The sequence below is a fragment of the Bradyrhizobium sp. AUGA SZCCT0431 genome, from assembly GCF_018131065.1.
GTDB lineage: Bacteria > Pseudomonadota > Alphaproteobacteria > Rhizobiales > Xanthobacteraceae > Bradyrhizobium.
In genome coordinates this window covers 241,759-262,008 of sequence record NZ_JAFCLR010000002.1, presented here as the reverse complement: position 1 = coordinate 262,008, position 20,250 = coordinate 241,759, and the positions used below count along the sequence as shown (strand labels likewise).

The 20,250-nt window shown below is 60.7% G+C and carries 21 protein-coding genes and 2 tRNA genes; 17 read left to right on the top strand and 6 right to left on the bottom strand.

Annotated features, from left to right (window positions below; translation table 11 throughout):
- Positions 1 to 127: 127 nt before the first annotated feature.
- The 6 genes from clpX to JQ567_RS02965 all read left to right on the top strand — a co-directional run bounded on the left by clpX (position 128) and on the right by JQ567_RS02965 (position 6,232).
- Positions 128 to 1,402: an ATP-dependent Clp protease ATP-binding subunit ClpX gene (gene clpX / locus JQ567_RS02990; RefSeq protein WP_027537232.1), complete on the top strand. Its 1,275-nt coding sequence runs from the start codon at positions 128 to 130 to the stop codon at positions 1,400 to 1,402.
- 322 nt (positions 1,403 to 1,724) lie between these two features.
- A complete protein-coding gene (lon, locus tag JQ567_RS02985) occupies positions 1,725 to 4,151 on the top strand; it encodes an endopeptidase La (RefSeq protein WP_212437400.1) in 2,427 nt (808 codons plus the stop codon).
- A 79-nt stretch (positions 4,152 to 4,230) separates the two neighbouring features.
- Positions 4,231 to 4,632, top strand: a complete 402-nt coding sequence (locus JQ567_RS02980) for a GFA family protein (protein ID WP_212437399.1) — start codon at positions 4,231 to 4,233, stop codon at positions 4,630 to 4,632.
- A gap of 70 nt (positions 4,633 to 4,702) precedes the next feature.
- Positions 4,703 to 4,779 (top strand) — tRNA-Val (locus JQ567_RS02975).
- Between the two features lie 178 nt (positions 4,780 to 4,957).
- A complete protein-coding gene (locus tag JQ567_RS02970; protein ID WP_212437398.1) occupies positions 4,958 to 5,209 on the top strand; it encodes a hypothetical protein in 252 nt (83 codons plus the stop codon).
- A gap of 234 nt (positions 5,210 to 5,443) precedes the next feature.
- The gene (locus JQ567_RS02965; protein ID WP_212437397.1) at positions 5,444 to 6,232 is read left to right on the top strand and encodes a DUF3800 domain-containing protein; all 789 of its coding nucleotides are present in this window, start codon (positions 5,444 to 5,446) and stop codon (positions 6,230 to 6,232) included.
- A gap of 130 nt (positions 6,233 to 6,362) precedes the next feature.
- Here JQ567_RS02965 and JQ567_RS02960 read toward each other — a convergent pair whose 3' ends face one another.
- A complete protein-coding gene (locus JQ567_RS02960) occupies positions 6,363 to 8,003 on the bottom strand; it encodes a YecA family protein (protein ID WP_249165199.1) in 1,641 nt (546 codons plus the stop codon).
- Between the two features lie 496 nt (positions 8,004 to 8,499).
- Between JQ567_RS02960 and JQ567_RS02955 the strand changes: the two genes are divergently transcribed.
- Entirely contained in the window at positions 8,500 to 9,360 is an 861-nt protein-coding gene (locus tag JQ567_RS02955) for a class I SAM-dependent methyltransferase (RefSeq protein ID WP_212437395.1), read from the top strand.
- 79 nt (positions 9,361 to 9,439) lie between these two features.
- On the opposite strand, the gene JQ567_RS02950 is transcribed toward JQ567_RS02955, so the two are convergent.
- The 3 genes from JQ567_RS02950 to JQ567_RS02940 all read right to left on the bottom strand — a co-directional run bounded on the left by JQ567_RS02950 (position 9,440) and on the right by JQ567_RS02940 (position 11,377).
- Entirely contained in the window at positions 9,440 to 9,607 is a 168-nt protein-coding gene (locus JQ567_RS02950) for a hypothetical protein (protein WP_212437394.1), read from the bottom strand.
- A 111-nt stretch (positions 9,608 to 9,718) separates the two neighbouring features.
- Positions 9,719 to 10,975 (bottom strand): peptidase T, encoded by a 1,257-nt coding sequence (gene pepT / locus JQ567_RS02945; protein ID WP_212437393.1) that lies wholly within the window; start codon positions 10,973 to 10,975, stop codon positions 9,719 to 9,721.
- A gap of 102 nt (positions 10,976 to 11,077) precedes the next feature.
- A complete protein-coding gene (locus JQ567_RS02940) occupies positions 11,078 to 11,377 on the bottom strand; it encodes an HU family DNA-binding protein (RefSeq protein WP_212208117.1) in 300 nt (99 codons plus the stop codon).
- Between the two features lie 227 nt (positions 11,378 to 11,604).
- Here JQ567_RS02940 and JQ567_RS02935 point away from each other — a divergent pair.
- Positions 11,605 to 11,681, top strand: a tRNA-Asp gene (locus JQ567_RS02935).
- A gap of 159 nt (positions 11,682 to 11,840) precedes the next feature.
- Here JQ567_RS02935 and JQ567_RS02930 read toward each other — a convergent pair.
- Both JQ567_RS02930 and JQ567_RS02925 read right to left on the bottom strand, forming a co-directional pair.
- On the bottom strand, positions 11,841 to 12,041 hold the full coding sequence (locus JQ567_RS02930) for a hypothetical protein (protein ID WP_212437392.1): 201 nt from the start codon (positions 12,039 to 12,041) through the stop codon (positions 11,841 to 11,843).
- A gap of 231 nt (positions 12,042 to 12,272) precedes the next feature.
- Entirely contained in the window at positions 12,273 to 13,463 is a 1,191-nt protein-coding gene (locus JQ567_RS02925; RefSeq protein ID WP_212437437.1) for an aromatic ring-hydroxylating dioxygenase subunit alpha, read from the bottom strand.
- A 145-nt stretch (positions 13,464 to 13,608) separates the two neighbouring features.
- Here JQ567_RS02925 and JQ567_RS02920 point away from each other — a divergent pair, with 145 nt between their 5' ends.
- The 9 genes from JQ567_RS02920 (at position 13,609) to nuoF (ending at position 20,248) form a co-directional block, all read left to right on the top strand.
- On the top strand, positions 13,609 to 14,124 hold the full coding sequence (locus tag JQ567_RS02920; protein ID WP_212437391.1) for a MarR family winged helix-turn-helix transcriptional regulator: 516 nt from the start codon (positions 13,609 to 13,611) through the stop codon (positions 14,122 to 14,124).
- Positions 14,125 to 14,340: 216 nt separating this feature from the next.
- Entirely contained in the window at positions 14,341 to 14,706 is a 366-nt protein-coding gene (locus tag JQ567_RS02915) for an NADH-quinone oxidoreductase subunit A (RefSeq protein WP_212263548.1), read from the top strand.
- Positions 14,697 to 15,293, top strand: coding sequence for an NADH-quinone oxidoreductase subunit B family protein (locus JQ567_RS02910; protein ID WP_192733457.1), 597 nt, complete (start codon positions 14,697 to 14,699; stop codon positions 15,291 to 15,293). Before JQ567_RS02915 ends, JQ567_RS02910 begins: the two co-directional genes overlap by 10 nt.
- A gap of 12 nt (positions 15,294 to 15,305) precedes the next feature.
- Positions 15,306 to 15,917: an NADH-quinone oxidoreductase subunit C gene (locus JQ567_RS02905; protein WP_212437390.1), complete on the top strand. Its 612-nt coding sequence runs from the start codon at positions 15,306 to 15,308 to the stop codon at positions 15,915 to 15,917.
- A gap of 2 nt (positions 15,918 to 15,919) precedes the next feature.
- On the top strand, positions 15,920 to 17,110 hold the full coding sequence (locus JQ567_RS02900) for an NADH-quinone oxidoreductase subunit D (protein ID WP_212437389.1): 1,191 nt from the start codon (positions 15,920 to 15,922) through the stop codon (positions 17,108 to 17,110).
- Positions 17,110 to 18,069, top strand: a complete 960-nt coding sequence (locus JQ567_RS02895; RefSeq protein WP_212437388.1) for an FkbM family methyltransferase — start codon at positions 17,110 to 17,112, stop codon at positions 18,067 to 18,069. Before JQ567_RS02900 ends, JQ567_RS02895 begins: the two co-directional genes overlap by 1 nt.
- 11 nt (positions 18,070 to 18,080) lie before the next feature.
- On the top strand, positions 18,081 to 18,692 hold the full coding sequence (nuoE, locus tag JQ567_RS02890; RefSeq protein WP_212437387.1) for an NADH-quinone oxidoreductase subunit NuoE: 612 nt from the start codon (positions 18,081 to 18,083) through the stop codon (positions 18,690 to 18,692).
- Complete coding sequence (locus JQ567_RS02885) at positions 18,689 to 18,904, top strand: hypothetical protein (protein WP_212437386.1); 216 nt, start codon at positions 18,689 to 18,691, stop codon at positions 18,902 to 18,904. Before nuoE ends, JQ567_RS02885 begins: the two co-directional genes overlap by 4 nt.
- Before the next feature lie 18 nt (positions 18,905 to 18,922).
- Complete coding sequence (nuoF, locus tag JQ567_RS02880) at positions 18,923 to 20,248, top strand: NADH-quinone oxidoreductase subunit NuoF (protein ID WP_212001216.1); 1,326 nt, start codon at positions 18,923 to 18,925, stop codon at positions 20,246 to 20,248.
- The last annotated feature ends 2 nt before the right edge of the window (positions 20,249 to 20,250 follow it).

Here is a 20,250-nt window from a genome sequence, read left to right as displayed (position 1 = left end):
ATTCGAACGGCGCGTATTGAGTTAAGGTCTTTTTTGGTACGGAATTTGCTCTATCTACTTTCAGGTCCGGCTTGGTACCGGAATGGGTCGATCGAGTGACGGGATCGAACGGCGGACGGAGAATAGAATGAGTAAGGTCGGCACGAGCGACTCCAAGAACACACTGTATTGCTCGTTCTGTGGCAAGAGCCAGCATGAGGTCCGCAAACTGATCGCGGGACCCACCGTATTCATCTGCGACGAATGCGTTGAGCTCTGCATGGACATCATCCGTGAGGAGAACAAGTCCTCGCTGGTGAAGTCGCGCGACGGCATTCCGACGCCAAAGGAAATCTGCAAGGTGCTGGACGACTACGTGATCGGCCAGAGCCACGCCAAGAAGGTGCTCTCGGTCGCCGTCCACAATCACTACAAGCGGCTCAATCACCAGACCAAGCACAACGACGTCGAACTCGCGAAGTCGAACATCCTGCTGATCGGTCCGACCGGTTCGGGCAAGACGCTGCTGGCCCAGACGCTGGCGCGGATTCTCGACGTGCCGTTCACGATGGCGGATGCGACCACGCTGACCGAAGCCGGCTATGTCGGTGAGGACGTCGAGAACATCATCCTGAAGCTGCTGCAGTCGGCCGACTACAATGTCGAGCGCGCGCAGCGCGGCATCGTCTATATCGACGAGATCGACAAGATCAGCCGCAAGTCCGACAATCCGTCGATCACCCGCGATGTCTCGGGCGAGGGCGTGCAGCAGGCGCTGTTGAAGATCATGGAAGGCACCGTTGCCTCCGTGCCCCCGCAGGGCGGCCGCAAGCATCCGCAGCAGGAATTCCTGCAGGTCGACACCACCAACATCCTGTTCATCTGCGGCGGCGCCTTCTCGGGGCTCGAGAAGATCATCTCCGCGCGCGGCCGTTCGACCTCGATCGGTTTCGCGGCGCAGGTCCTGGCGCCGGAAGACCGCCGCACCGGCGAAATCTTCCGCCACGTCGAGCCGGAAGATCTCTTGAAGTACGGCCTGATCCCGGAATTCGTCGGCCGCTTGCCGGTCGTCGCGACGCTGGAAGATCTCGACGAAGCTTCGCTGAAGAAGATCCTGACCGATCCGAAGAATGCGCTGGTCAAGCAGTACCAGCGGCTGTTCGAGATGGAGAATATCGAACTCACCTTCGCCGACGAGGCGCTTGGCGCGGTCGCCCGCAAGGCGATCGAGCGCAAGACCGGCGCGCGGGGCTTGCGTTCAATCCTCGAAAGCATCCTGCTCGAGACCATGTTCGATCTTCCGGGTCTGGAAGGCGTCGAAGAGGTGGTGATCTCGCGCGAAGTGGTCGAGGGAACTGCCCGTCCGCTCTACATCTACGCGGACCGTTCCGACCGCGCCGTCGAGAGCAGCGCCAGCGCCTGATAGGCTCTGGTCCGGGATGGATTTCTGTCCCAAACAGGACGGCTGCCGGGACATTCCGGCGGCCACAGCGGCGTAGTTATTTCGCAGTAATCCTTCGCGTTTAGCCCCATTTGGCGGGCATTTTTCGTGACTTGACACCCCCGTACCCGATAGCCACCTAATGCTGTCGGTGGCGAAGCTCATGCTTGAGATTCGTCGCCAAACGATCCGGAAATACAGGCTGCGAAGGTGGCTTGCAGCCCCGGAACCTCCCGGCACCTTGTGGCGGTTGCGCACAACAGGCGGACTGCGTGCAAGGGGGCACAACAAAAGGAATTAGGCCATGACGACCGCCAAACCCCGGCCATCTATCGTCCACGGCGAAAGCCACTCTTATCCGGTGCTGCCGCTCCGCGACATCGTCGTATTCCCGCACATGATCGTGCCTCTGTTCGTCGGCCGCGAGAAGTCGATCCGCGCGCTCGAAGAGGTGATGAAGAACGACGCGTTGATCCTGCTCGCGACGCAGAAGAACGCGTCCGATGATGATCCGAGCCCGGATTCGATCTACGAAGTCGGCACGCTCGCCAGCGTCCTGCAGCTGCTCAAATTGCCCGACGGCACCGTGAAGGTGCTGGTCGAAGGCTTGGAGCGCGCACGCGTCCAGAAATATTCCGACCGCAGCGAATATTACGAAGCCACCGCAGTTGCGCTCGCCGATACCGATGCGACCTCCGTCGAGGCCGAGGCGCTCTCGCGTTCGGTGGTGTCCGACTTCGAAAGCTATGTGAAGCTGAACAAGAAGATCTCCGCCGAAGTCGTCGGCGTGGTTCAGGCGATCACTGATTTCGCCAAGCTGAGCGATCAGGTCGCCCAGCATCTCGCCGTCAAGATCGCCGATCGCCAGGGCATCCTGGAGACGTTGTCCGTCACGCAGCGCCTGGAGAAGGTGCTGGGCCTGATGGAGAGCGAGATCTCGGTGCTGCAGGTCGAGAAGCGCATCCGCTCGCGCGTCAAGCGCCAGATGGAGAAGACCCAGCGCGAGTATTACCTGAACGAGCAGATGAAGGCGATCCAGAAGGAACTCGGCGACGACGAAGGCCGCGACGAGCTCGCCGATCTGGAAGAGAAGATTGCCAAGACCAAGCTCTCCAAGGAAGCGCGGGAGAAGGCGCAGCACGAGCTGAAGAAGCTGCGCCAGATGTCGCCGATGTCCGCGGAAGCCACCGTCGTGCGCAACTATCTCGACTGGCTGCTGTCGATCCCGTGGAACAAGAAGTCCAAGGTCAAGAAGGACCTGGTGGCCGCGCAGGAGGTCCTGGACAGCGACCATTACGGGCTTGAGAAGGTCAAGGACCGGATCGTCGAGTATCTGGCGGTGCAGTCGCGCGCCAACAAGCTGACCGGACCGATCCTGTGTCTGGTCGGACCTCCCGGCGTCGGCAAGACCTCGCTCGGCAAGTCGATCGCGAAGGCGACGGGGCGCGAGTTCGTGCGCGTGTCGCTTGGCGGCGTGCGCGACGAGGCCGAGATCCGCGGTCACCGCCGCACCTATATCGGCTCGATGCCCGGCAAGATCATTCAGTCGATGCGGAAGGCGAAGACCTCGAATCCGCTGTTCCTGCTGGACGAGATCGACAAGATGGGCGCCGATTTCCGCGGCGATCCGTCGTCGGCGCTGCTTGAGGTGCTGGACCCCGAGCAGAACGGCACGTTCGCCGACCACTATCTGGAAGTCGACTACGACCTGTCGCACGTGATGTTCATCACCACCGCGAATACGCTGAATATTCCGGGCCCGCTGATGGACCGCATGGAGATCATCCGGATCGCCGGCTATACCGAGAACGAGAAGGTCGAGATCGCGCGCAAGCACCTGATCCCGAACGCCATCTCCAAGCATGGCCTCGATTCCAAGGAATGGTCGATCGACGACGATGCGCTGCTCTTGATGATCCGCCGCTACACCCGCGAAGCGGGCGTGCGGAATCTGGAACGTGAGCTCTCCACACTCGCCCGCAAGGCGGTGAAGGAGCTGATGATGTCCAAGAAGAAGTCGGTCAAGGTCACCGAGAAGTCCCTCGAGGAATTCCTGGGTGTGCCGAAGTACCGCTACGGCGAGATCGAGAGCGAGCCGCAGGTTGGCATCGTGACGGGCCTGGCCTGGACCGATGTCGGTGGCGAACTGCTCACCATCGAAGGCGTCATGATGCCCGGCAAGGGCAAGATGACGGTGACGGGCAATCTGCGCGACGTCATGAAGGAGTCGATCTCGGCGGCGGCGTCCTATGTCCGCTCGCGGGCGATCAACTACGGCATCGAGCCGCCATTGTTCGACCGGCGTGACATCCACGTCCACGTTCCGGAGGGCGCAACCCCGAAGGACGGACCGTCGGCGGGTGTCGCGATGGCGACCGCCATCATCTCGGTCATGACCGGCATTCCGGTCCGGCACGATGTCGCCATGACCGGCGAGATCACGCTGCGCGGCAGGGTGCTGCCGATCGGCGGCCTGAAGGAGAAGCTGCTGGCGGCGGCCCGCGGCGGCATCAAGACGGTGCTGATCCCCGAGGACAACGCCAAGGATCTCACGGAGATTTCCGATGCGATCAAGGGCGGTATGGAGATCATCCCGGTCGCCCGGCTCGACGACGTCACCGCCAAGGCGCTGGTGCGGCCGCCGGTGCCGATCGTCTGGGAAGAGGACACCAAGGTGGCCGTGAAGCCCGACGCATCGGATGAAGCGGCGGGCGGCCTGACGGCCCACTGAGCGCCTGGTCCCTGAAATGATAGAACGGCGCCTTCGGGCGCCGTTTCTTTTTGGGGCTGACGAACCCGCGGAGGAGGCGATGGAGATCGACGGAAAATGCCATTGCGGCCGGGTGGCCTATCGCGCCGAAATCGATCCGGAGCGCGTTTCGATATGTCATTGCACCGATTGCCAGACCCTGACGGGTTCGCCGTACCGGGTGACCGTGATCTGTTCCGCCGAACAGGTCAGGTTGACCGGTGGGATGCCGAAAATCTACGCCAAGACCGGCGACAATGGCCGAACCCGGTTTCAGCATTTCTGTGCGGAATGCGGCTCCCCGCTGTTCACCAGCGGTGACGGCGGCCCCGACGATTGGGGCATCCGCTGGGGCAGCATCCGCCAGCGCGGCGAACTCAAGCCGGCGCGGCAAATCTGGTGCCGCTCCGCGGCGCCCTGGATCAAAGATATCAAGGGATTGCCTGGACGGCCGGGCGACTAGGGTTTCCGAACATGCGGGGGTATCCGACCCTTGCACCGAAGGGGGCCGCAGGGCTAAACAGGCGACTTGAGGGCGGCTAGCTCAGCTGGTTAGAGCATCTCGTTTACACCGAGAGGGTCGGCGGTTCGAATCCGTCGCCGCCTACCATATTTTTCAAGCACTTTGCGTTTTCGCGCGTCCGTTACGGCAACGAAACGCGCGAGGGTCGTTGTCTGTTCTGCTGCCTGCGTCTGTTCCTGTACGCTAGTTGGTACTGGTCTGCTTCCGTCTCAGCGGCCCAGTTTGAATGGACGCATAAATCGAAGCGCCCCCGTAGGAGGCATAAATGCAAATTGAAGTTCCAAAAATCGACAGCCGGGGCGGCGGAAGCTCAGCAATCATCGATTTGGAAAGCGGCAAAGCGATTGGCAGTCTGATGACCAGACAGGGGTCGGATGCTGGCGACAGACGGGCTCCTAGCAGGAGCGTCAAACTGCTCGGCAAATACGTAGGCAGGTTCGAAATTCACGAAGAATGCGTTGCTTTCGCCAAGGGCGTAGAAGAGGTCTTGAATTTTATGGTGCGGATGGAAAAGTAAAACCGCCTCAGTTGGTGACCTCTTTCTGGGCTATGCGTTGTCAAGCGGCCCAGCCCTTCTTCCGCGAAAACGCCTACTATCCGCCGATTTGAGGCTGGCCGCCGCACGCCAGTTCCGAATACCCTGCTGCCATCCGTCGTGCGTTAGAGGATGCAGGCGTCGAGTTCATTCCGGCCAAGGGTGGTAAAAGACGTTGGAGTGCGGCTCAGGGCATAGAACGAATAGGAGCGACATTTGCTTCAAGCGTTCATCGATGACAGCGGATGGGACGGCCAATCGCCTGTTTTCGTATTGGCAGGTTACGTTGCGAAGACCGAACAGTGGGACGCGTTCTCGGCCGAATGGCAAAAGGCTTTGGATCATCCTGATCCGGCTTCTATCAAGGTATTAAAAACCAACCAAATTTATCGGAACAACGTTCCGAACACGATCTTTCACGGTTGGACGGAAGAACAGCGTGATGACCGGTTGAAAATGTTCATCGCCGCCATCAATCGGCATGCGATGCACGGCATTGTCTCTGTCATTCCCATTGAACCGTATCGCAGGCTGATAACGGGAAAGTTCAAGCTCGAACAATTGGATCAGCCTTACTTTCTCGCATTCTTTGGCATTATCATCCAGCTTCTGAGGTTAACTGAAAGGCTAAAGCTGGATGACAAGCTCGAATTTGTTTTTGATGAGCAATCCATAAATAAGCCAGTGCTTGAGGCGGAATTTGAAAAGTGTATGGCGGTGTCACCGCCTCGCGCAAAATCGCTTTGCGCTGGAATGCCAAAGTTCAAGAGCGACAATGACGCGCTGCCTCTGCAAGCGGCGGACCTCATTGCTTGGCACGCACGCCGATACTATTTTGACCAATACTCCGGAAGGAATCCGCAGGATCAGCCGTCGAACGTTTTCTTCGCGCACATGTTTGAACCAAAGCATGACATTTTTAGTCTGTGGACCGAAGAGAAGATCACTGTCGCAAGAGACCACTTATTGGGACGCAGGCGTTCGCCCCCTGCTAAGGACTTGTAAGATATGTCTCGCTCATTTGAATTGATCGAACGCGCGTACCGCGAAACGGTACTGTCTTCAACACCGGGCGGTTTATAATTGCCCCGGCGTGTTTAGATGATCGCAAAACGGCATTTTGCACGGCAAGCCTCTAACGGCGCTTGTCAGCCTGCTGCTCCATTGCTCCGGCCATCATCTCACAATAATGAGCGCGAAGATCGTCGTCGGTCATCTTTTGAAGGTCCTCGAGATGCGGCGTGCTTTTTACAAGCTCTAGTAACCGCGCTCGCGGCGTATCAGCGTAACACTCCATCAGCCACTCGAACAGTTCGTAGGTGGTCGTAAGCGTGCCCTTTGGCCTGTTGCGAGGATTGCCAAAGTAAGCATCGCCATACACTCTGTAGTCGGCCATCGCCTCGTCGGTCATGCTCTGATGGATAATGATCGAACCGCCTTGCGGCGGCGTGATAGCTATGTATGCAATCTTTTCAACCTCGTTGACCGTCGCCGCCGTCACGGTGCCGACTGTTCCATCTGGGCTGCCGACTCCCTCGAATTGATAAGTTTCACCGATCTTGATGCGTTGGGCAGTAGGATCGGAATTCGGAGAACCATCGAAAGATGCGGGAAACGTCAAATATTTCTCGATAGACTCGCAAATGTTGTAAATGTCGATGTGCTCCTGCTTGCGCCGGTAAGCTTCGCTAAGTCGCATCATCCCAGGCCGATTAAATTCAGGCATTCCTAAGCCAAGCGGAAAAGCCATGATGGCAGGTGGCTCATTCAGCATCCTATGAAACGGAAGGTTCGTAACAATGACATAAGCGTCGGCCTCCCCATGACGGCGTTCGTAACCCACTAGAGCAAAATGCGCTTTTTCCACCCACGCCGGTTTGCTGCCATCGGCTGGGTTGAATGGAGTATTTAGGTCAACAAAAATTAGGCGGTCGTCTGATGCGGGCTTTTTCAATGCCTCGGTAACGTGGTGAGAAAGATGCGAAATCGGATTCTCGCTCTTAGTCCCATCGGTATCTGTCTTACCCAAAAGGCCAGACACCGAGCGCATTTTGGCTTCTACCCAATATTTCTTCCCTGTTTTGCGGGATACTGCCGTGAACTCGCAGTGCTTCGTCGCGCCGTCCGTCTCGTCTTCAAGCTCCAGCGTGAACCCAGCACGGATGAGCGTATTAGCCACGAAAGTCTCGTAGTATGCGCCTTGGAATTGCGTAGGTTCAATGAGTCGCTTTACCAAGCGAGCCTGTAGCTCTACGTTATGTGCGATCAGATACAGGCTGTAAGCCAGACCAAGGTAGCAAGCCACCACGCCTGTCACGTTGGCGCTACTGACTGTGCCCGGTTCTTTTATCGTCTCACTCTGGTATCGAGCGTACAGGTCGTACCACTGCATAATCGGATGTCGGTCTGAAAACGGCTTGAGCAGTTCTGCATTGCCCCATTCGGGACCCAATGTCCTTTTGATGTAATCGTTGAGGAAGTCAGGAAACGTTTTCCACTTTTTTGACCAATGAATTGTATTGCCGACGGCGACCATCTGGTGGTCGTTAAGCCTGTGGGAGATGATCGGCTTGCCCAAACCCTGTTGGGCACGCCGAATTTCCTCCTGCGCCTTTTGCTGACGCAATATTGCAGCAATCTGCGCCTGCGTGGGACCGCCGCTGTTTTGTTGGCGTGCGTTGATCTTGGCGTGCTCCTGCTGCTGATCTTGCCGCAAGTGGCACATTTTGTATTTCTTGCCGCTGCCGCAGTGGCATGGCATGTTCCGGCCAAGCATAGACAAAAATAGAGTGCCTCCAACCACAGGCGCGGCCACTGCTCACGGTGGCGTCTAGTTCACAGTCGAGAAATCGGACGGATTCAACGGCAGCAATATTCCCGTGGCTTGTCGGAATTCAGCGAACAGGTGCTGATCTTCTATACGAATGTCGTCGTTATCGCTGTCGAAAATGAACGAGTGCGAGAATTCCTTGCCATCGTGGGCACCGTCTAGAATGCGATAATCCAATGCCAGCGTTGGTGTTCACGGCAACGAACGGCACGATACGACGTGAACGTACGAGGAATGGCTCGACAAACGTGAGCAAAAATCCTAAATAATTCAACGGTGTTGAATTCGATCTTGGCGTTTACACCGAGAGGGTCGGTGGTTCGAATCCGTCGCCGCCTACTAGCCTTCGCGCTTCGCGCTACGGCTGTGCAAGCCAGCTAAGGCGAAGGCAGTCTCGCCGTAGCTCGAAGCGCGAAGTCGGACTTTCAGAAAGTTTCCCCACATGGATACCCCCGCAGGCCACGAGCAGAACGCCGACCAGATCGCCTACTGGAACGGGCCGGCCGGGCAACGCTGGGCCGCGCGGCAGGCGGAGCAGGACGTCGTGCTCGGGCCGGTCGCCGACCTTCTGATCGATCGCGCAAAACCCAAACCAGGCGAACGGGTCATCGATATCGGCTGCGGCAGCGGCGTCACCACGATCGCGTTTGCGCGGAAGGTCGCGCCGTCAGGCCACGCGTTCGGCATCGACATATCAGGCCCGATGCTGGAACGGGCGCGGGCGAGCGCGCCGAAGGATTTGCCGATCGACTTCGCGCTGGCCGATGCCACGGTCTATCCGTTCGCCCCCGCGAGCTTTGATCTATTGGCGTCGCGGTTCGGCGTGATGTTCTTTGCCGACCCGGTGGCGTCGTTTGCCAACATGCGAAAGGCGCTGCGGCCGACGGGCCGGCTGGCGTTCGCCTGCTGGCGCGAGCCGCGCGAAAACCCGTTCTTCATGGCGCCGCTTCAGGCTGCCTACAAGCACGTGCCAAAACTGCCGCAGCAGGGGCCGGAAGATCCCGGGCCGTTCGCGTTTGCCTCGGAGGCGCGCGTGCGCCGCATCCTGAGCGAATCCGGCTTTGCGGGAGTGGAAATGGAAGCCTGTCCGCTGTTGCTGGACGCCGCGATCGGCCGCGGCGTCGATGGGGCGGTGCAGGGTTCGCTCGAAATCGGCCCGGTGAGCCGCGCGCTGGATGGCCAGCCGGAGGAGCTTCGTGTTGCCGCGGCCAATTCGATCCGCGAAGCGCTCACGCCGTTCGCCAAGGGGGACGCCGTGCTGCTTCCGGCCTCGGTCTGGATCGTGACCGCGCGCACTACCTAAATACCGCTAGCTGTGCCCCGTCCTACTTTGCATGGGGTTGTTTTCGCGATTTTGTGTCCGGGCCCTGCGTCTCGGCCGGCTACTCGACCGGCTTGCAATATTCCGTCGAGACCGTTGCCGATTGCCGGGTTTCGCTGACGAAGCAGAAATAGAGTTTTGGACCCTTGCGCAGAAACAGTCCGGCGCCGCCGCTCGGCGTCGCCGAGGTCCCGGCGATCGCGTAGTCCTGCGCGAGCAGGGAGCTCACGGTGACTTTCTCGGCCGAGGTTTGCGCCAGGGAAGGCGCTGCGCCAAACGCGAACAACCACACAAGACAAATCGAATTTCTGATTTTCACACTATCGCTCCCGCTCGTCAGCTAGGCCTTTTCTTCCCAAATCATCGCCAGGTGCACGATGGTCTGCACCGCCTTCTCCATGTCTTGCACGCTGACCCATTCCAGCCGCGAGTGGAAGGCGTGTTCGCCGGCGAAGATGTTGGGGCAGGGCAGCCCCATGAACGACAGCCGTGAGCCGTCGGTGCCGCCGCGGATCGATGAGCGCACCGGCGTCAAGCCGGCGCGGCGGATCGCCTCGATCGCGTAAGTGACGATTTGGGGGTGGCGGTCGATCACCTGCTTCATGTTGCGGTACTGGTGCTTGACCTCCATCCGGTAGGTCGAGCGCGGATAGTCCTTCATCACGTCCTTGACGATGCCCTCCAGCAGCGCCTCTTTTTCCTTCAAGCCCTCGTCGGTGAAATCGCGCACGATGAAGCCGACGGTGGCCTTCTCCAGCGCACCGGAAATGCCGATCGGATGCAGGAAACCTTGCTTGCCTTCGGTGGTCTCCGGCGAGCAGGTTTCTCTCGGCAGGCGATCGACGATGGCGGCGGCGATCTTGATCGCGTGCTCCATCTTGCCCTTGGCGAAGCCGGGATGGGTGCTGACGCCCTCGATGGTGATGGTGGCGCCATCGGCGGAAAACGTCTCGTCCTCGATATTCCCCGCGGTCTCGCCATCCATCGTGTAGGCGAAGTCGGCGCCGAGTTTCTTCAAATCGACCTTGTCGACGCCGCGGCCGATCTCTTCGTCCGGCGTGAACAGGATCTTGATGGCGCCGTGCTTCACTTGCGGATTGTCGATCAGGAACTGCGCGGCATCCATGATCTCGGCGAGACCGGCCTTGTTGTCGGCGCCCAATAGCGTGGTGCCGTCTGTCGTGACGATGTCGTTGCCGATCTGGTCGGCAAGCGCCGGATGATCGGCGAATCGAATCACCTGCGTCGTATCAGCCGGCAGCACGATGTCGCCGCCACGATAATTGCGCACGATCTGCGGCTTGACGTCTTTGCCGCTGCAATCCGGCGAGGTGTCCATGTGCGAGCAGAAGCAGATCACCGGCACCTGCTTGTCGGTGTTGGCCGGGATGGTCGCGTAGACATAGCCGTGCTCGTCGAGATGGGCATCGGAAAGGCCCATCGCCTTGAGTTCGGCCGCCAGCACGCGGCCGAGGTCTTTTTGCTTTTCGGTGGAAGGGCAGGTGGGTGAGGCCGGATCCGACTGGGTGTCGATCACGACATAGCGCAGGAAGCGCTCGGTGACACCGTGGGTAAAGGCGAGGGGCGAAGCCAGCATGATAACCACAACAGGATTTGAGAAACGACGGCGCTCTATAACAGAAAAGCGCCATTCCGGGCCCCCGGAACGGCGCTTGAATGTCGGACCTTAAAGCGTTGCTTAGACGGCTTCCTTGAGTTCCTTGGCCGCGCGGAAGGCAACCTTCTTGCTGGCCTTGATCTGGATGGCTTCGCCGGTGGCGGGGTTGCGGCCCATGCGGGCGGCGCGCTTGCGGACCTGGAGAATGCCGAGACCGACGATACGGATGCGCTCGCCCTTCTTCAGGTGCTTGGTGATCATGGTGACCATGTCGCTCAGAATCGACTCAGCCTGCTTCTTGGACAGTTCCTGGTCCTCGGCGATAGCTGCTGCCAGATGCTTCAGCGTGATCGTCGCCGGAGTCGCTGCTTTCTTCGCCATATTCGGCCCTCCTCGGTGATGAATGGCTTTACGGAAACTTAGGCGTATCAGGCCTTAAACGATTCGGGTGGCGGGTGCCTACGCTGTTTTGCCTGCAAATAGGCCATTATTTGCATCGGCATCGCAAAAAGGCCCATTTGACAAGGGGATTCGCAACGTCCTTGACTAAAACGGGGAGGGCCTTTAAGTCCTCGCTTCTGCGCGGATCAAGACGTGATTACGCATCCGCGGGAGTAGCTCAGTTGGTTAGAGCGCCGCCCTGTCACGGCGGAGGCCGCGGGTTCGAGTCCCGTCTCTCGCGCCATTTTTCAATGGCTTAAAGACAAATCCCCCAATCGTCGGACTGGAACTCGGTTGCGCTCACACGCGGCCCGATAGTTCCAGCGTGCGCGGAAGTGGCGGTGCAGCCAACAAAAAAGCCGCCCGAAGGCGGCCGTCTTGCCGGTGCTGAGAACGAAACCCTTTAGCGGACCGCCGAGGTCTGCGAGCTGGTGATGACCACCGGTTTGCCAGCCTTCACGACCTGGGTCTGGGCCGTCTGGGTGAATTCCGAATTGGTGCGTGCCGAGATACCGAAAGCAGCCACCGCGATACCAGCCACGAGTGCCACGACCACGATCTTCAGGTGGGTGCTGCGGTCCGCTGAGTGAATTGAGTGGTTCATGTGATGCCTCCGAGGCGTCTATGCGCCATCTGATGGCAAGAGATGTACGCCCCGTCTGTTTCGGGACGGTTTCGTGGATTCCGTGAAATGGTTTCGTCCGGCGGGTTTTCGGGGCGATTTTGCGCCTTTTCGGCGTCCTTAGGCGGTTCGCCGGCCATTGCTGCAACGGCAGAAACACAGGATGAAATCCGAAAATATAATAATAACAATAAGATATGTCGCGCGCGTTGCTTACGCCTCGCGAATGAAATTCCCCGCCTCGAATTCCACCGGGGGTGCGTGCGGGTCGAAAGAGATGCCGATCGGGTCGCGGCCTGCCGCCATCGCCTCGAGCTGATCGGTCAGCAGGCGCCGGATCATCAGGATGCCGCGGTCGCTCTGGCCGAAATGCTCTTCCGAATGCAGCGTCACCGGTCCCTGGCCGACCTGGGCTTCATAATCGCCGGGGAATAGCTGGTGTTCCTGCTCGGTCATGTCCCACCAGAATTTGCCGTTGAATTTGGAGCGCATCCGCCCGATGTCGCCGGCGTTCTTGACCCGGCCGGCGACATAGATGCGGAAAGACGTGGCGTCGATCGGCAGGGTCCAGCCGATCGACTCGACGCGGGCGAATTGCGCGACGCGCGGATTGGCCACCACGCGCAGCGTGGGGAGGGCGGCTTCCGTGACGCGATAGAAAACCCTGCCGTCGTCCTGACGGCGGATCGAGCGCACGGTAACGCCGCGCGGCGAGATCTCGAACTTCACCTCCGGCATCGAGGCCATCATGTTGGTGAATTGCGGGCCGCTGAACGATCCATGCAGCACCGGCACGTGGTACGGATCGACCACGTTCTCGAAATGCTGCAGCCAGTTGCAGGGAATGATGGCGGGCCCGCCGCCGCCGATGGAAGAATCATCCGCCTCGACGAACTCGCCGTCGTCCATCTTTTCCAGGCATTCGTAGGCCGGCAGCACCGGCTTTTGCTCGGCCGGTCCCATATAGGCGAAGATCAGGCCGTAGCGTTCCTGCACCGGGTACCAGGGCTGGCGCACCTTGTCCTTGAACAGCCCGCCCTCGGGCTCGCAGGGCTGTTCGAGACAGTGGCCTTCGGTGTCGAACTTCCAGCCGTGGTAGCAGCAGCGGATGCCGTCTTCCTCGACCTTGCCGTAATACAGCGTGGTGCCGCGGTGACAGCAGCGCGCGTGCAGCAGCCCGACCCGGGCCTGTTTGTCGCGGAAGAGCACCAGGTCTTCGCCAAGCACGCGCACTTTTCTGGGGATATCGGTGGCGTCGGTGACGAGACCGACCGGGTGCCAATAACGCCGGAGCAATTCGCCCATCGGCGTGCCGCGCCCGACTGAAGTCAGCTCGGTCCGGGTCGTGGATGGCTTCATGGCATAGCCCGTGCCGAGATCGCGATCCCGCTGGGTGATGTTCACGCCGCTTCCTCCCGCCGCGGCTTTGGCGCCGCGGTCCCATGCCACCTTGCCCGAAGTGAAATCCAGATCGATGACAATGTCAACGATCACCATATTCGCTCTGATTTCCTTGGCAGGTGCGTGCTTTGTTGGCAGAGGTTGTGCGATGAGCCAGAAATCGAAAAAGCAGAGTTCGCCGCCTGCGGCTGCGGGCAATGACGAGGCGCTGGCGCCGATCACGGCGATGATGTCGTCGCGGCTGATGGTGCTGGCCAATCTGCTGAAGCGCGGCGCGATCCTGCGCTACAAGCGGCTGGCGGGGCTGTCATCGGTCGAGTTTGGCCTCGTGGCCTCGATGGGGCGGCGCCCGCCGATGAGCGTGATCAGCCTCGCCGAAGCGGTCGGCATGGACAAGGGGCAGATCAGCCGGGCGCTGGCCGAACTGGTCGCGCGCAAGCTGGTCGCCAAGGCAGCCAACCCTCGGGACAACCGCGAAGTACTGATTTGCCTGACCCGGACGGGGCTCGCCGCCCATGATGCAATTGTGGCGGGCGCGCAGGAACGCAACCGGCGTCTGCTGGAACGGCTTGATCAGGAGGAGCTGAAGCTGTTCCTCGCCCAGATCGACCGGCTGACCGAAACCGCCGCCGACATGCTCGCCGCCGAGAAAGATTTGAACTGAGGGACCGCCCGAATTGCGGGCGCCGAACGGCCGCCGTGGCGTTGGTTGACCGAGGGCGGAGCGCATCACTTTTTCGGGTCATCCCGATGCAGGCGAGGGGTGCGAAACCGTCAAGATAGCTTGTCTTGCGCCCTCTGTTGCGCTGCGCTAAGCCTCAAGAATAATTCCAATCAGCGAATCTGCGGCTGTCCGAAACCGCAGGAAAAGGTCCCGCCGATGAACGGCATCCTGCAGAATTACCTTCCACTTATGGTGTTTATCGGGGTGGCAAGCCTGATCGGTCTGGCGCTGTTGATTGCCCCGTTCCTCGTCGCGTTCCAGCAGCCCGATCCGGAAAAGCTTTCCGCCTATGAATGCGGATTCAACGCTTTCGATGACGCCCGCATGAAGTTCGATGTCCGCTTCTATCTGGTGGCGATCCTTTTCATCATCTTCGACCTCGAAGTGGCGTTCCTGTTTCCGTGGGCGGTGGCTTTCGGCAAGCTCGGCGCCACCGGCTTCTGGTCGATGATGGTGTTCCTCGCCGTCCTCACGGTCGGCTTTGCCTACGAATGGAAGAAAGGCGCGCTCGAATGGGATTGAGCCCCACCGCCGTATCGCACGGGTCTTCGCCGGTGATCGCGCCGGCCGCGACCGGCATTATCGATCCCTCGACCGGCAAGCCGGTCGGCGCCAATGACCCGTACTTCCTCGAGGTCAATCACGAACTGTCAGACAAGGGCTTCTTCGTCGCCGCGACCGACGATCTCATCACCTGGGCGCGCACCGGCTCGCTGATGTGGATGACGTTCGGTCTCGCCTGCTGCGCCGTCGAGATGATGCAGGTGTCGATGCCGCGTTACGACGTCGAGCGCTTCGGCTTTGCGCCGCGCGCTTCGCCGCGGCAGTCCGACGTCATGATCGTTGCGGGTACGCTGACCAACAAAATGGCCCCGGCGCTGCGCAAGGTCTACGACCAGATGCCGGAGCCCCGCTACGTGATCTCGATGGGGTCGTGCGCCAATGGCGGCGGATATTATCACTATTCCTATTCGGTCGTGCGCGGCTGCGACCGGATCGTGCCGATCGACATCTACGTGCCCGGCTGCCCGCCGACGGCGGAAGCGCTGCTCTACGGCGTGCTGCTGTTGCAGAAGAAGATCCGGCGCATCGGCACCATCGAACGCTAAGGTTTCAGGTCAATGGACGACGGCAAGCTCGACGCCTTGGGGCAGACGATTGTTAGCGCGCTTCCGGGTGCGGCCAGCGGCCATGCGGTCGCGTACAACGAGCTCACGATCACGGTCGACGCGACCAGAATCGTCGAGGTCGTCAAATTCCTGCGCGACGATCCCTCCTGCCGTTTCGTCAGCATCATCGACGTCACAGCGGTGGATTATCCCGGCCGCGAAAAGCGCTTCGACGTGATCTATCACTTCCTGTCCCCGACGCTGAACGGTCGCCTCCGCCTGCGCGCCGAGGCCGACGAGACCACGCAGGTGCCCTCGATCATCGACGTGTTTCCCGGCGCCGACTGGTTCGAGCGCGAATGCTACGATCTCTATGGCGTGATCTTCACCGGCCATCCCGACATGCGGCGGCTGCTGACCGATTACGGCTTCGACGGCCATCCGCTGCGCAAGGATTTCCCGCTCACCGGCTTCGTCGAGGTGCGCTACGACGACCAGGAGAAGCGGGTGCTGTACGAGCCCGTCCGCCTCAACCAGGAATTCCGCAAGTTCGATTTCCTCTCGCCATGGGAAGGCGCTGATTATCCGCTGCCCGGCGACGAGAAAGCGGAGCCGAAGGCCTGACCATGAACGAACAGAACCTGCGTAACTTCACCATCAATTTCGGACCGCAGCATCCGGCAGCGCACGGTGTGCTGCGTTTGGTGCTGGAGCTTGACGGCGAAGTCGTCGCCCGCGTCGATCCGCATATCGGCCTCTTGCATCGCGGCACCGAAAAGCTGATCGAGCAGAAGACCTATCTGCAGGCGATCCCGTATTTCGACCGGCTCGATTACGTCGCGCCGATGAACCAGGAGCATGCGTTCTGCCTCGCCGCGGAAAAGCTGCTCGGCATATCTGTGCCGCGCCGCGGGCAATTGATCCGGGTGCTCTATTGCGAGATCGGCCGCATCCTGTCGCATCTGCTCAACGTCACCACGCAGGCGATGGACGTCGGCGCGCTGACCCCGCCGCTGTGGGGTTTTGAAGAACGCGAAAAGCTGATGGTGTTCTATGAGCGCGCTTCCGGCTCGCGCATGCATGCGGCGTACTTCCGCCTCGGCGGCGTGCATCAGGATTTGCCGCCAAAACTGATCGACGACATCGACGCCTGGTGCGATCCGTTCCTGCAGGTCGTCGCCGACCTCGAAACGCTGCTCACCGGCAACCGCATCTTCAAGCAGCGCAACGTCGATATCGGCGTCGTGTCGCTGAAAGAGGCCTGGGAGTGGGGCTTTTCCGGCGTGATGGTGCGTGGCTCCGGCGCGGCCTGGGATCTGCGCAAGGCGCAGCCTTACGAATGCTATGCCGAGATGGATTTCGACATTCCGATCGGCAAGAACGGCGACTGCTACGACCGCTACTGCATCCGCATGGAAGAGATGCGCCAGTCGGTGCGCATCATGAAGCAGTGCATCGCCAAGCTGCGGGCGCCGGACGGGCAGGGGCCTGTCGTCGTCGAGGACAACAAGATCGCGCCGCCGCGGCGTAGCGAGATGAAGCGCTCGATGGAAGCGCTGATCCATCACTTCAAGCTCTATACCGAGGGCGTCCGCGTGCCGGCCGGCGAAGTCTACGCCGCGGTCGAGGCGCCGAAGGGCGAGTTCGGCGTCTACCTGGTCGCCGACGGCAGCAACAAGCCCTACAAGTGCAAGATCCGCGCGCCGGGCTTTGCCCATCTGCAGGCGATGGACCACATCTGCAAGGGCCATCTGCTCGCCGACGTCTCGGCCATCCTCGGTTCGCTCGACATCGTGTTCGGAGAGGTCGATCGGTGATGGCGCAGCCGCCAATCCAGTTTGACCGGGCTTCGGGTGCGCTTGAAGGCGCCAACCCGTGGGAGCGGCTGGCTGCGGTGGCGCTGACGCTGGGATCGAAAATATCGTCGAACTTTTCGCATCGCGGCTACAACATGTGCGCCAATCTCTTGCGCAGGACGTTGCCCGAGCGCGACATCGACGTCAGGCTGAATTCGGATGCGACGTTCGCATTCCCCTATGGCGACGGCTACTGGAGCAAGCTGCTCAACCGTTCGTTCGCCTATGAGAACGAGCTCGAATTGCTGTTCCGGGAATCGGTCGACGTCGACTACACGCTGCTCGATTGCGGCGCCAATTACGGCTACTGGTCGGTGCTGGTCTCGAGCAAGCCGTTCGGTTCGCACAAGGCGATCGCGATCGAGCCGTCGGGGCAGAATTTTCCGAAGCTGGCAAATAACGCGAGACTCAACGGCAACCGCTTCGAGGTGATGAAATGCGCGATCGGCGCCGCGCGCGGCACCGCGCGATTGAGCGGCACCAAGCATGAAGCCTTCAGCATCGCCGGCGACCAGACCGCTGGCGAGGAAGTGCCGGTCATTGCGCTCGATAATCTGATCGACGACGGCAAGGTTACGGCCGGCGGAAAATTCCTGATCAAGCTCGACGTCGAAGGCGTCGAGATCGAGGCCATGAAGGGCGGCAAGCGGCTGCTGGAGGCCGACAGCGTGATCCTGTGCGAGGAGCACGGCAACGATCCCCAGCATACCGTGTCGCGCTACATCCTCGACCAGACCCCGCTGAAGCTGATCGTCTACGATCCGCGCAGCAATCGTCTTGAAACCGTGACCGACCTTTCCATCCTCGATCGCATCAAGGTTTCAACCCACGTCGGCTACAACGTGTTCGGCACCGCAAGCGCATTCTGGCTCGACCGGATCAATGCGCTCAATGCGAAAGCCGCGCGCCGCGCGCAATGAGAGACTGAACGATGTCCGTCCGCCGCCTCGCACCAAAGGAACTGCAGCCCGCGAGCTTTACGTTCTCGGAGGAGAACCTCGCTTGGGCGAAAAAGCAGATTGAGAAATATCCGCCCGGACGCCAGGCGTCGGCGGTGATCGCGATCCTGTGGCGCGTGCAGGAGCAGCACGAGGGATGGGTTTCGGAAGCCGCGATCCGCGCGGTCGCCGACCTCCTGGAGATGCCCTACATCCGCGTGCTCGAGGTTGCGACCTTCTACACCATGTTCCAGCTGCAGCCGGTCGGCAAGAAAGCCCATGTCCAGGTCTGCGGCACCACGCCGTGCCGACTGCGCGGTGCGGAAGACATCATCAAAGTGTGCCAGAGCCGCATCCATCACGACCCCTTCCACCTCTCGAAGGACGGCAATTTCAGCTGGGAAGAGGTCGAGTGCCTGGGCGCCTGCGTCAACGCGCCGATGGTGCTGATCTGGAAGGACACCTACGAGGACCTCAACAAGGAAAACTTCGGCAAGGTGCTGGATGGCTTTGCCTCCGGCAATCCGCCGAAGCCTGGACCGCAGATCGACCGTCAGTTCTCGGCGCCGGTGGGCGGCCCGACAACGCTGAAGGAAACCACATGACGCGCGATCGCTTGTTGCGAACGGGCGGGCCGGGGAGGGCCGCTGCGATGAAGACCTGGCAGTTGATGACCCTTCACGCCCTGGCCGCGGCCACGTTCATTTTTCTGCTGCAGCGCTACGCGCTGAACGCCTCGTTCGATTCCGCCTTGTTGTGGGCGCTGACCTTCGGCGGATGCGCCGCGGGGCTCGCCTACTCACAGTCCAAACGTTGATCCCGGGAAGTTCTGGTCATGCTCGACGACAAGGATCGCATCTTCAAGAATCTCTACGGCCTGCACGATTGGGGCCTTGAGGGTGCACGCCGCCGCGGCGCCTGGGACGGCACCAAATCGATCATCGACAAGGGCCGCGACTGGATCATCAACGAGATGAAGGCCTCCGGCCTGCGCGGGCGCGGCGGCGCGGGTTTTCCGACCGGACTGAAATGGTCGTTCATGCCCAAGGAGTCCACCGACGGCCGGCCGAGCTATCTCGTCGTCAATGCCGACGAGTCCGAGCCCGGCACCTGCAAGGACCGCGAGATCATGCGGCACGATCCGCATCTTCTGGTCGAGGGCTGTTTGCTCGCGAGCTTCGCGATGAACGCGCATGCCTGCTACATCTATGTCCGCGGCGAATTCATCCGGGAGCGCGAACATCTGCAGGCCGCGATCGACCAGGCCTATGACGCCAAGCTGGTCGGCAAGGACAACCTCAATGGCTGGCCGTTCGACATCTACGTCGCGCACGGCGCCGGCGCCTATATCTGCGGCGAAGAGACCGCGCTGCTGGAAAGCCTCGAAGGCAAGAAAGGCCAGCCGCGGCTGAAGCCGCCATTCCCGGCCAATGTCGGTCTCTATGGCTGCCCGACCACCGTCAACAACGTCGAGTCGATTGCGGTCGCACCCGACATCCTGCGCCGTGGCGCGGCATGGTTCGCCGCGATCGGCCGGCCCAACAATGTCGGCACAAAACTGTTTTGTGTTTCCGGCCATGTCGAGCGGCCCTGCAACGTCGAAGAGGCGATGGGGATTCCGTTCCGCGAGCTGATCGAGCGCCATTGCGGCGGCATTCGCGGCGGCTGGGACAATCTCAAGGCGGTGATCCCCGGCGGCTCGTCGGTGCGCATGGTGCCGGCCGAACAGATCATCGATACGCCGATGGATTTCGACAGCCTCGGCAAGCTGCGCTCCGGCCTCGGCACCGCGGCCGTTATCGTGATGGACAAGTCGACCGATTTGATCCGGGCGATCGCGCGGATTTCCTATTTCTACAAGCATGAGAGCTGCGGCCAGTGCACGCCGTGCCGCGAAGGCACCGGGTGGATGTGGCGGGTGCTGACCCGCATGGCCGACGGCCGCGCCCACAAGCGCGAAATCGACATGCTGCTGGAGGTGACAAAGCAGGTCGAAGGCCACACCATCTGCGCGCTCGGCGATGCCGCGGCGTGGCCGATCCAGGGCCTGATCGCGCATTTCCGTCACGAGATCGAAGAGCGTATCGATCAGTATTCGCACAAGGCCGATATCGACGATATCGGCGTGCGCGACCCCGTTAACATGGTCGCGGCGGAGTGATG